Raw genomic sequence first — 11,161 nt, forward strand, 5'->3', positions numbered from 1 at the left:
TGGCGACGGAGTCAGCTGACCGAGACCACAGGGGCGCCACCCGCAGCCTGAGCCTCTCCCTCGTCTCCGAGGTCCATCTCAGCGGCGAGGCGGTTGGCCTCGTCGATGAGCGTCTCGACGATCTGATCCTCGGGCACGGTCTTGATGACCTCGCCCTTGACGAAGATCTGGCCCTTACCGTTGCCGGAGGCCACGCCCAGGTCGGCGTCGCGAGCCTCGCCAGGTCCGTTGACCACACAGCCCATGACGGCCACGCGCAGCGGGACCTCCATGCCTTCCAGCCCGGCGGTGACCTCGTCGGCCAGGGAGTAGACGTCCACCTGGGCGCGGCCGCAGGATGGGCAGGAGACGATCTCGAGCTTGCGCGGGCGCAGGTTCAGCGACTCCAGGATCTGGTTGCCCACCTTGACCTCCTCGGCCGGCGGGGCCGAGAGGGACACGCGGATGGTGTCTCCGATGCCCTGAGACAGCAGCGCGCCGAAGGCGGTGGAGGACTTGATGGTGCCCTGGAAGGCGGGGCCGGCCTCGGTCACGCCCAGGTGCAGCGGCCAGTCGCCGCGCTCGGCGAGCAGCTGGTAGGCCTGGGTCATGATCACCGGGTCCGAGTGCTTCACAGAGATCTTGAAGTCGTGGAAGTCATGCTCCTCGAAGAGGCTGGCCTCCCACACGGCGGACTCCATGAGCGCCTCCGGTGTGGCCTTACCATGCTTGGCCATCAGACGCTTGTCCAGAGATCCGGCGTTCACGCCGATGCGCAGGGAGACGCCGGCATCCTTGGCGGCCTTGGAGATCTCACCAACTTTGTCATCGAACTGACGGATGTTGCCGGGGTTCACACGGACCGCGCCGCAGCCGGCCTCGATGGCGGCGAAGACATACTTCGGCTGGAAGTGGATGTCCGCGATGACCGGGATCTGCGACTTCTGCGCAATGATCGGCAGCGCCTGCGCGTCCTTATCCGTGGGGCAGGCCACGCGCACGATGTCACAGCCCGAGGCCGTCAGCTCAGCGATCTGCTGGAGCGTGCCGTTGATGTCATGGGTCTTGGTGGTGGTCATCGACTGGACAGAGATCGGGTGATCACTGCCGACTCCCACGTTGCCGACCTGGAAGCTGCGGGTCTTCCGACGAGGCGCCAGAACCGGCGGCGGGGCCGAGGGCATGCCGAGGTTGATGGAGGTCATGCGTTCCATCGTACCGGCTCAATTCAGCGCAGCGGATGAGTGAGCCCATGCGGACTGCCAGGGACACGCAGCCGGCCCCATGCCAGCCAATTCCACCGCCACCTCCATTCCTTTTTATTGACATAGGAAATTATCTACGTGATGCTGGTCACATGAATGACAAGGCAAGCATTGCCAGCCTGGGAACGCTGAGCAGCACCTCCCGTGCCGTTATTCGCGAGCTGCTCACATCAGGACCACTGCCCCGAGCGACGCTGGCCCGACGGCTGGGACTCTCGCCCGCGCGTCTGACGAAAGTCACCCGCCCCCTCCTCGATTCAGCGGTGATCTATGAGGATGCCACTGCCCCCAACAAGACCCCAGGGCGCCCTGGAACACCCTTAGCCGTCCACGCGCCCCGCTACGCATTCGCTGGCTTCAAGATCACCGGAGACACCCTCTACGGCACCAGAGTGGACGCCGAAGGGCGGGTCCAGCGCGCAAAGAGCGTCAGCTTGGAATCCACCGACTCAAGCCATGTCGTGGACTTGATAATTGATCTTGTTAAAGAATTAGGCGAGGAGCAGCCCCTACAGGCAATCGGGATCGGCAGTGCCGGGACGATGCGCCGCTACGATGATCGCGTCCGGCGAAATCAATATCTCGGCTGGGATGACGTACCCCTGGCGGAGATCCTGACCGCTAAAACCGGACTTCCCACTGTGATCAGCGGTGACATTCGAGCCCTCACCGTAGGGGTCCAATGGTCGGGCCCGGGCCAGGGTCACAGCGACTTCGCCGTGGTCACGATCGGCGTCGGCATCGGCCTGGGAATGGTCATCGACGATCAGGTCCATGCCGGGACCCACGGGACCGCGGGAATGATAGGCCACACCCGCGTCAGCGAAGCAGGGCCCCTCTGCGAACTCGGCCACAGGGGCTGCGCCTCCGCCTACCTGAACGCCGATTCCATCCTCGCGGCCATCTCTGTGCCACACGGCATCACCGACCTGGACCTCGACGGGGCATGTCGGCTCGCTGATCGTGGCGACCCAGTGGCTCAACGAGTCCTCTCCGATGCCGGCCGTGCCCTGGGAGTGCTCATCGCCCAGGTGGTCAATGTCTTGGGTCTGGACACTGTGATCCTCGCCGGTGACGGCTTAGTCATCCTCGAACACCTGAGCCAAGAGCTCAACTCTGCTCTACGTGATCACCTCGATCCCTGGGGCACAGTGCCACATCTTGAGACCTTCCACTCCGACTTCGATGAGTGGGCACGCGGTGCCGCAGTTCTCTCCTGCCAATGGCTGCTCGTCGACCCGCCGAAGCTTCTGGCACCCAGCATTACTCACCAGCAATGATCCCGCATCCCGACCCGATGAAAGGCAGTTCCCCTATGGCGTTCGATCTCCCCATCGCCCCAACCTCTCCCCTGGACCCCTCGGCGGGGAAGCTGAGCATCGGAGTCGTCGGTGCTGGCCAGTTCTCCAAGAGCTTCGCGACTCTCTGGGACCTGCATCCCAATGTCAGCAGGCTGCGGGTCACGGATCTGCACAGTGCGCGGGCCGAGGAACTTGCCGCGAACTATGCGGACGCCGTCGTGGACGAAGGCTTCGAGGCGATGCTCGCCTCGGATGTGGACGCAGTCGCGATATTCACCCAACGGTGGACCCATGCCCCACTGGTGATCGCAGCGCTGGAAGCCGGAAAGCATGTGTACTCGGCTGTTCCCATGGCCACAACGATCACCGAGATCGAAGACATCATCGCCGCGGTCGAGCGCACCGGACTGACCTACATGATGGGTGAGACCAGCTACTACAATCCGGCGACGGTCTATGTCAGAGAACGTATACGGAGCGGTGATCTCGGCCGGGTCTTCTACTCCGAGGGCGACTATGTGCATGACATGGACCTCGGCTTCTACGCCGCCTACCAATATAGCGGCGGCGAGACGTGGAGAGAGACGGCAAGCTATCCGCCCATGCTCTACCCGACCCACGCACTGGGCGGCGTGCTGGGAGCACTTCCGGCCCGCGCGGTGAGCGTGAGCTGCATCGGCATCGAGGACGACCGCAACGACGGCGTCTTCGATAAAGAGGTCAGCCAGTTCGGCAACAGCTTCTCCAACGCCAGCGCCCTGTTCGAACTCTCCGACGGCGGAGCGATGCGCACCAATGAGATGCGTCGCGTGGGATACCCCTCGCCTATCCGAGAATCCCGCTTCCGCTTCTTCGGAACCGAGGCCAGCTTCGAGCAGCTGGCTCATCAGAGCGTATGGAACGACAAAGCAGACTCCTATGACATCTCAGAGAAGTTCATACCGGTCCGGGGCCAGGTAGAAGAGGCTGAGGTGAAGAACGTGGACCCGGCTCTTCGTGAGGCATTCACGTCCGGAACAGCACCGGTGCATGACCGGAGCCGTCTGCCGGAAGAGTACAAGGGAGCTCCCAACGGCCATGAAGGATCCCATCACTTCCTGGCCGATGACTTCGTGCGAGCGGTGGTCGGCGGGGAGCAGCCCCCGGTCAATGCCTGGCGGGCGGCGATGTTCACAGCCCCCGGAATAGTCGCCCATCATTCTGCGAACGCCGGTGGAGAGCGGCTGGACATCCCAGACTTCGGCAGCCCCGCGCGCTGAGAACCGCCTCACCCATGAAGAGGCTGAAGGAGAGACACCATGAGTGTTCCCAAGACCATCCATCCTCTGCCCGTCAGCGGCCCGCGGCAGAAGGACGATACGAAGATCGCGCTGCTGTTCATCCTGCCCGCCTCCATCGGTCTGGTGATCTTCTACTTCTGGCCGCTGGTACGGGGTGTCTGGCTCAGTTTCACCTCGTGGGACATCCTCACGCCGGCACGTTTCGTCGGTCTGGCCAACTACCAGCAGATGCTGCAGGACCCGGTCTTCTGGAATGCCGTGCGCGTCACGCTTCTCTATGTGGTGATCAACATCGGCGTGCAGATCGTTGTCGCGCTCGTGCTGGCCGTGCTGATGCAGAGACTCAGCCGGTCGGTCATCCTGCGCTCAGTGGTTCTTGCCCCCTACATGGTCTCCAACGTGGTGGCGGCTCTGGTGTTTCTCTGGATCCTCGATTTCCAGCTCGGCATCGGCAATCAGCTGCTCGCATCGATGGGCCTGGACCGGATCGGCTTCTTCACCAATGAGGCGTGGGTCATCACGACCATCGCCTTGGTGAACGTGTGGCGGCATATGGGCTACACAGCGCTGCTGCTCTTCGCCGGCCTTCAGGCCATTCCCGACACGGTGTATGAGGCCGCCAGGGTCGACGGGGCTTCGGAGCTGAGGATGTTCTTCTCCATCACGCTGCCGCTGCTGCGCCCGATCCTGGGCCTGGTGCTGATCATCTCTGTCATCGGCTCCTTCCAGGTCTTCGACACTGTGGCAGTGACCACAAACGGGGGACCGGTCGATTCCAGCCGCGTGCTGCAACTCTATATCTACGACAACGCATTCGGGCAGTTCAATTTCGGATATGCCTCAGCTCTGAGCGTAGCCCTTCTGGTCATTCTCCTGGTGGTGACGTTCCTGCAGTACCGCGTCACACGTGCCGGGCAGACGGACCTGAACTGATCAGGGAAGGTGAGAACGTGTCTCGGACGACTGCAACGATCGACCCGGCCGAACTCAAGGCCGCCGGTACCGCGCGTCAGACGGATTCGTCGGCGCCCAACGCTGACAGACCACGTCGGCGTTTCAACTGGGGGAAGGTCTTCGCCTGGGCGGTGATGATCGCTCTGCTGATCATCACCGTGTTCCCCTTCTATTGGATGCTTCGCACATCTCTGACCAGCAACAGCGCCCTGTACGCGAACGATATGTCCCTGCTGCCGACGGATTTCGATCTGGGGGGATTCGCCCGCGTCTTCGGGCTGCAGTCCCCGGAGGAAGCCATCGCTCAGGGCGGCTCCGGGGCGTCCATCGACTTCTGGCGCTATCTGCTGAACTCAGTGGTCGTGGCGACCGCAATCACGGTATGCCAGGTGTTCTTCTCAGCGATGGCAGCCTATGCGTTCTCACGCTTGCACTGGAGGGGTAGGGACTTCGTCTTCAGCCTTTTCCTGCTGTCCCTGATGGTCCCGCTGATCTACACGCTGCTTCCGAACTTCCTCCTGATCCGGGACCTCGGCTTGATCGACACACTTCTGGGGATCATGCTGCCGAGCCTGTTCATGACTCCGTTCGCGATCTTCTTCCTGCGTCAATTCTTCATGAACGTCCCCACGGAGATCGAAGAGGCGGCGCTGATCGACGGTGCCGGCAAGATTCGGATCTTCTTCAGACTGATCATCCCGATGACGGTCGGCCCTATCACCACGGTCGCGATCCTCACCTACATGAATGCCTGGAACGACTACCTGTGGCCGCTGATGGTCTCCTACACCGACGATTCGCGGGTGTTGACAGTCGCTTTGGGGAATTTCACCGAACAGACACCGCAGACAGGACCAGACTGGGCGGGCCTGATGGCCGCGACACTCGTCGCCGCCCTGCCGATGCTCCTGCTCTTCCTGTTCTTCGCCCGGCGGATCGTGAACTCCATCGGCTTCAGCGGAATCAAGTGAAGGAGAAGAGAATGAAAGTCACTGCAACTGCTCTGCGCTCCAGAAGCCGCTGTTCCCTGGGAGCTGCAGCCGCCGCAGCCCTCGCCCTGAGCGCCTGCGGCATACAGGACAGCGAGGGCACCGTCGATCTGGACTATTGGCTGTGGGATGCCAACCAGCTCCTGCCGTACCAGGAATGCATCGACGCCTTCGAGCAGAAGAACCCCGACATCAACGTACGAATCAGCCAGTATGGCTTCGACGACTATTGGACCAAACTCACCGCAGGCTTCGTAGCCGGTACCGGCCCCGATGTCTTCACAGATCATCTGGCCCGATACGGCGAGTACGTCCAACGGGATCTGCTGTTGGATCTGGACACACAGGAAGCGACGAGCCGAATTCAGCCTGAGGAGTTCCAGGAGGGACTCGCCGACCTTTGGACCGGACCAGACGGCAACCGGTACGGAATGCCGAAGGACTTCGATGCGGTGGGCCTGTTCTACGACACGGGGACCATCGAGGAGGCAGGCCTGGATCCCGACGACCTCAAGGACCTCGACTGGAACCCCGAAGACGGCGGAACCTTCGAGGAGGTGATCGCCCGGCTCAGCGTAGACGCCAATGGGGTACGGGGAGACGAAGAAGGCTTCGACCCGGACAACGTCGCAGTCTACGGGCTGGCGTCCAACGGCTCCGGCGGGGCCGACGGACAGACGCAGTGGTCCTGGCTTGCCGGAGCCAATGGATGGGCCCATACGAATGCCGATGTCTGGGGCGACGAATACAACTTCGACGACCCCGCCCTGCACGAGACTTTGGACTGGTACTTCGGCCTGGTGGAGAAGGGATTCCTAGCACCCTATGAAGAGGTCGGGACGGATCCGAACCTGCAGCAGCAGCTAGGGTCCGGCCAAGCCGCACTGGCCGCCGATGGGTCGTGGATGGTCAACACCTTTGCCGGTTTGGAGGGTATCGATCTGGGGATCGCCCCGGTCCCTTCCGGCCCGGCAGGCCATCCCGTCTCGATGTACAACGGTCTGGCTGATTCGATCAGCGCACAGAGTGAGAACCCTGCAGAGGCCGCAGAGCTGGTCGCCTATCTCGCCTCCACCCAATGCCAGAATATCGTGGCAGACGCCATGATCGTCTTCCCGGCTCGTCCCGAGAGCACAGACCGGGCAGCTCAGGCCTTCGCCGAGCAGGGCATCGACGTCTCCCCCTTCACAGACCTGATCGAAGAGCAGAACACCCTGTACTTCCCGGTGACCGATCAGTTCGGATCGATCAACTCGTTCATGGAGCCGATCATGGATGAGATCTACATCGGCAACCGGGACCCCGAGACCCTCATCGATGCCAACGAACGGGTCAATTCCCTACTGGAGGACTGAGAGGCCGAGCCAGGGAGTGCTTGCTGCGTCCGCTACTGGTTCGAAAACGCAGCGTCGAAAGCCGCCTCCGGACGTTTCCACAGCAGCCGCCGGATCTCACCGACCGCCTCGGCCGCTCCGTGCAGCCTGTCCATGCCTGCGTCCTCCCACTCCACGCTGATCGGACCGGTGTAGCCGATGTGGCTCAGCGCGCGGAAGGCGTCCTCCCACGGGATGTCCCCGTGACCGGTGGAGACGAAGTCCCAGCGACGCCGCGGATCGCCCCAGGGCAGATGGGAGCCGAGGATGCCGGCGCGTCCGGTGGCCGGGCGCAGCCGCGTGTCCTTGCAGTCCACGTGGTAGATCCGCTCGGCGAAGTCGGTGATGAACCCGACGGTGTCGATCCCCTGCCAGAACATATGGCTGGGGTCCCAGTTCAGCCCGAAGGCCTCGCGGTGGCCGATGGCCTCCAACGTGCGCACAGTGGTCCAGTGGTCATAGGCGATCTCTGAAGGGTGGACCTCCAGGGCGAACTTCACGCCCTCCTCCTCGAAGACGTCCATGATGGGGTTCCATCGCGCTGCGAAGTCCTCGTAGCCGGCGTCGATGACCTCGCCGGGAACCGGCGGGAACATCGCTACGTACTGCCAGATCTTGGATCCGGTGAAGCCCACGACGACGTCGGCGCCGAGCCTCCGCGCCACCCGCGCAGAGCGTTTCATATCCTCTGCGGCACGCTGCCGGACACCTTCTGGGTCTCCGTCTCCCCAGACGTAGTCGCGCAGGATGGCCCGGTGCCGGAAGTCGATGGGGTCGTCGCAGACCGCCTGCCCACCGAGGTGGTGGGAGATGGCCCAGACCGTCAGCCCGTAGCGGTCCAGGATCTCGCGGCGGGACTCCAGATAGCCTTCCTCCTCTTCGGCCCGGCGCAGGTCCAGGTGGTCTCCGGAGGCGGCGATCTCCAGTCCGTCATAGCCCCATTCGGCGGCGCGGCGGGCCAGCTCCTCGAAGGGCATATCGGCCCACTGCCCGGTGAAGAGGGTCACCGGGTGGGAAGACTCTGCTGCTGAGGTCATGATGGTCTCCTTTCCACATCGATCCAGGTGCCGTCGGCGGCAGATGCCAGCACGGCGTCGATGATCTGGTTGGCGCGGGCGCCGTCGGTGAAGTCCGGAAGCCCTTCCGGTGAGGCACCTCCGATGACCGCGTAGGTGTCACGGACGAAGGCGGCGAAGGCATCGAGGTAGCCCATCGGATGCCCTGCCGGGACGGTGGAGAGCCGCTGAGCGTCGGCCGAGAGCTCGGTGGCGTCCCGAGCGATGACCCGGCTGGACTCTGCTCCCCCGAGCCACAGCTCATCGGGGTGCTCCTGGTCGAAGGCGAGGCTGGATTCTGTGCCGGCCAGCTCGAGGGTCAGGGCGTTCTTCCTCCCGGCGTTCACCTGCGAGACGGTCAGCGTGCCGACTGCTCCCGAATCCATCTCCACGATGACGGCCGCGGCGTCCTCGGTGAAGACCTCCCGGCCACCGCGCTCCGGATGGGCGATCGCGGTCTTGGCGCTGAGCCGCCGGACCCGCTCCCCCGCGACGAACTCCACCAGGTCCACCAGATGCGAGCCGATGTCGCCGAAGGCCCGCGAGCGCCCGCCCGACTCCGGGTCCACGCGCCAGTTGCCCGCCTCCGGGGAGAGCATCCAGTCCTGCAGGTAGCTTCCGCGCACCGTGAGCAGCCGGCCCAGGTTGCCGTCGGCGGCATAGCTGTGCGCCTGGCGGGCCATGGGATGGAAGCGATAGATGAAGGGGACGGCGGCCACCACACCGGCACGCTGGGCGAGCTCGGCCAGCTCCTGAGCCTCGGCTCCGTCCAGGGCGAGCGGCTTCTCGCAGACCACGTGGGTTCCGGCTTCCAGCACGGTGCGCACATGCTCGGCGTGCAGCCCGTTGGGCGAACAGATGTGGACGACGTCGGCGGTCTCAGCCAGCGCCGCCACGCTGTCAGCGGCGGCCACCCCCAGCTCGGCGGCGGCATCTGCCGTTCGCTCCGGTGAGGAGGAGACGACGCCGACCACTTCCGCTCCGGCCGCGCGGGCGGCACCGGTATGGGTGCGTCCCATGAACCCTCCGCCGACGATTCCGGTTCTCAGCACGTTCATCGATGCTCCTGTCATGTCGAAGTCTCAGTGGTCGAGAACCACCCGCGGCTTGAGTTCTCCACCGCAGGGATCTCACGCGTGGTCTCTGCGGGGGCCGCCCAGCGGACGCCGTTGGCCAGCACTCTGCGGATCTCCTCCTGGTGGTAGACCGGATACTCCTGGTCGCCGGGGCTGAAGTAGAAGATCTTGCCCCTGCCTCGGGAGTAGGTCACTCCTGAGCGGAAGACCTCTCCGCCGGAGAAGGAGCTGATGAAGATCAGGCAGTCCGGTGCCGGGATGTCGAAGAACTCTCCGTACATCTCCTGCTGCGGGATGATCAGCGGATGCGGCACACCCTCTGCGATCGGGTGGGTGGGGTCCACTGTCCAGACGAGCTCCTGTTCCCCCTCGTTGCGCCACTTCAGGGAGCAGGTGGTGCCCATCAGCTGGGTGAAGATCTTCGAGAAGTGCCCCGAGTGCAGGACGATCAGTCCCATCCCTGCCAGGACATGACGGTGGACCCGGTCCACCACCTCGTCCTCGACCTGGTCATGAGCGATGTGCCCCCACCAGAGCAGCACATCGGTCTGCCGCAGCCGCTCCTCGCTCAGCCCGTGCTCCGGATCGGCGAGGGTGGATGTGGTGATCGTGGCATCCGGCAGATGCTGCTGGAGTCCCTCGGCGATGGTGGCGTGCATACCCTGGGGGTACATCTGAGCCATCGAGGCCGGCTCGTTGCGGGCTTCGTGGACGCCTTCGTTCCAGATGTGGATGGTGAGACTGCGCTCAGACATGGTCGAGCCGGACCTCCCTCTGCTCCTCGGCGGAGCGGTAGCACGCGTCGATGATCTCGGCCCGGGCCAAGGCGACCGAACCGTCATGCTGTGGCCATTCCTCAGGTCCTGCCGCAATGGCATCGAGGAAGTCTGAGACCACACCCTGGTGGGCCGTTCCCGGCTGGGCGGTCAGCTCGTAGTCGGCGTCCTGCCCGTCCTTCTCGGTGAAGACCCGAAGCTGGCCCACTGGGGCGTCGGTGGCCCCGACGGCGCGCAGCTCTGCGCCGCCGTCGCTGCCGTAGACCATGAAGTCCAGCAGGTCCTTCTGTTCGCGGTAGGTGGCCCAGCTGGACTCGATCACCAGCGTTCCCCCATCCTCCAGCCGGATGAAGGCTGAGGCGAAGTCCTCCACCTCGAAGGGGTGCTCCGAGTTCATCGCGGAGTACCTGGCCATCCCGCCGCGTCCGCGCGGCCCCAGCTCGGCGTAGGTGGAGGCCGAGACCGCCACCGCTCTGGGCTCTCCCAAGAGATGGAGCGCCCAGTCCAGGACGTGGACTCCCAGGTCGGCCAGCGGGCCTCCGCCCGACATCTGCTTATTGGTGAACCAGCTGCCCAGCACCGGGATGCCGGAGCGCCGCAGCCAGGAGGCCTTGGCGTAGTAGGCCCGCCCGAGCTCGCCGGAGGTGATGACCTTCTTGAGCTCCTGGACATCGCCGCGGCGCCGGTGGTTGAAGGCCACGTCGAGGACCCTGCCCGCCGTGCGGGCGGCCTCCACCATCTGCCGGCCCTCCTGCGCGTCACGGGCGATGGGCTTCTCGGTCAGCACGTGCAGCCCTCGTCCGAGGGCGGCCACTGCGATCGGCGCGTGCAGGAAGGTGGGCACCGCGATGCTCACCGCATCGAGCTCCTCCAGCTCGAGCAGCTGCTCCCAGCGGGTGAACCGATTCTCGACGCCAAACTCCTCCCCGAGCTCCTCCAGGAGGTCCTCCTCCATCGCGGCGAGGGCGCAGATCTCCACCTCGGCACGATCTCGGTAGGCCTTCAGATGCTGCTGGCCTGCCCAGCCGAGTCCGATGACGCCGACCCTCAGGGGTGGCGTGGATTCCTGTGTCTTCCCGTTCGCTGATGCTCCTTCTGATGTCATGAGGCTGA

The 11,161-nt window shown here is 64.3% G+C and carries 10 protein-coding genes; 5 read left to right on the forward strand and 5 right to left on the reverse strand.

The window, feature by feature from the left end; translation table 11 throughout:
• Positions 1–11 precede the first annotated feature (11 nt).
• Positions 12–1,184: a flavodoxin-dependent (E)-4-hydroxy-3-methylbut-2-enyl-diphosphate synthase gene (gene ispG / locus IEW85_RS04325; RefSeq protein ID WP_188683060.1), complete on the reverse strand. Its 1,173-nt coding sequence runs from the start codon at positions 1,182–1,184 to the stop codon at positions 12–14.
• Positions 1,185–1,336: 152 nt separating this feature from the next.
• Here ispG and IEW85_RS04330 point away from each other — a divergent pair, with 152 nt between their 5' ends.
• From IEW85_RS04330 to IEW85_RS04350, 5 genes are all read left to right on the forward strand, one after another.
• Positions 1,337–2,524: an ROK family protein gene (locus IEW85_RS04330; protein WP_188683062.1), complete on the forward strand. Its 1,188-nt coding sequence runs from the start codon at positions 1,337–1,339 to the stop codon at positions 2,522–2,524.
• A 35-nt stretch (positions 2,525–2,559) separates the two neighbouring features.
• The gene (locus tag IEW85_RS04335; protein WP_188683064.1) at positions 2,560–3,804 is read left to right on the forward strand and encodes a Gfo/Idh/MocA family protein; all 1,245 of its coding nucleotides are present in this window, start codon (positions 2,560–2,562) and stop codon (positions 3,802–3,804) included.
• Between the two features lie 144 nt (positions 3,805–3,948).
• Positions 3,949–4,758 (forward strand): carbohydrate ABC transporter permease, encoded by an 810-nt coding sequence (locus tag IEW85_RS04340; RefSeq protein ID WP_229658788.1) that lies wholly within the window; start codon positions 3,949–3,951, stop codon positions 4,756–4,758.
• A 17-nt stretch (positions 4,759–4,775) separates the two neighbouring features.
• A complete protein-coding gene (locus IEW85_RS04345; RefSeq protein WP_229658789.1) occupies positions 4,776–5,750 on the forward strand; it encodes a carbohydrate ABC transporter permease in 975 nt (324 codons plus the stop codon).
• A gap of 11 nt (positions 5,751–5,761) precedes the next feature.
• Positions 5,762–7,123, forward strand: coding sequence for an ABC transporter substrate-binding protein (locus IEW85_RS04350; protein ID WP_188683068.1), 1,362 nt, complete (start codon positions 5,762–5,764; stop codon positions 7,121–7,123).
• A gap of 32 nt (positions 7,124–7,155) precedes the next feature.
• Here IEW85_RS04350 and IEW85_RS04355 read toward each other — a convergent pair whose 3' ends face one another.
• Genes IEW85_RS04355 through IEW85_RS04370 form a run of 4 tightly spaced genes read right to left on the reverse strand, consistent with a single transcriptional unit; the run spans position 7,156 to position 11,153 of the window.
• On the reverse strand, positions 7,156–8,178 hold the full coding sequence (locus IEW85_RS04355; protein WP_188683070.1) for a sugar phosphate isomerase/epimerase family protein: 1,023 nt from the start codon (positions 8,176–8,178) through the stop codon (positions 7,156–7,158).
• Positions 8,175–9,254 carry a Gfo/Idh/MocA family protein gene (locus IEW85_RS04360; RefSeq protein ID WP_229658790.1) on the reverse strand — a complete coding sequence of 360 codons (1,080 nt, stop codon included), beginning with the start codon at positions 9,252–9,254 and terminating at the stop codon, positions 8,175–8,177. The genes IEW85_RS04355 and IEW85_RS04360 overlap by 4 nt, the downstream gene beginning before the upstream one ends.
• A gap of 11 nt (positions 9,255–9,265) precedes the next feature.
• Positions 9,266–10,027 carry a ThuA domain-containing protein gene (locus tag IEW85_RS04365; protein WP_188683074.1) on the reverse strand — a complete coding sequence of 254 codons (762 nt, stop codon included), beginning with the start codon at positions 10,025–10,027 and terminating at the stop codon, positions 9,266–9,268.
• On the reverse strand, positions 10,020–11,153 hold the full coding sequence (locus tag IEW85_RS04370; protein WP_188683076.1) for a Gfo/Idh/MocA family protein: 1,134 nt from the start codon (positions 11,151–11,153) through the stop codon (positions 10,020–10,022). The genes IEW85_RS04365 and IEW85_RS04370 overlap by 8 nt, the downstream gene beginning before the upstream one ends.
• Positions 11,154–11,161: the final 8 nt, after the last annotated feature.

It is taken from the genome of Nesterenkonia cremea (assembly GCF_014642675.1).
Lineage (GTDB): Bacteria > Actinomycetota > Actinomycetes > Actinomycetales > Micrococcaceae > Nesterenkonia > Nesterenkonia cremea.